Source organism: Pseudomonas sp. R11F (assembly GCF_050312575.1).
Lineage (GTDB): Bacteria > Pseudomonadota > Gammaproteobacteria > Pseudomonadales > Pseudomonadaceae > Aquipseudomonas > Aquipseudomonas palleroniana.
Map to the genome: position 1 here is coordinate 1 of NZ_JBNPJU010000098.1, position 252 is coordinate 252.

General features: G+C 50.4%; 1 rRNA gene. It reads right to left on the reverse strand.

From position 1 onward, the window contains the following. Positions 1-194: 194 nt before the first annotated feature. Positions 195-252: ribosomal RNA gene (locus ACQRBV_RS27585) — 16S ribosomal RNA — on the reverse strand; the annotation flags it as partial.

Genomic DNA, 252 nt, shown 5'->3' on the forward strand with positions numbered 1-252 from the left:
TCTGGGCAGATTCGAACTGCCGACCTCACCCTTATCAGGGGTGCGCTCTAACCAACTGAGCTACAGACCCAATTTCGAGCGCGTAACTGATTAGCTAAGAGCTATCAGCTTGGAGCTTAAAGCTGCTTCTATCGTCTTCTTCAATGAATCAAGCAATTCGTGTGGGAGCTTATGAAGCAGCTGATGTCGTCGATTAAGGAGGTGATCCAGCCGCAGGTTCCCCTACGGCTACCTTGTTACGACTTCACCCCA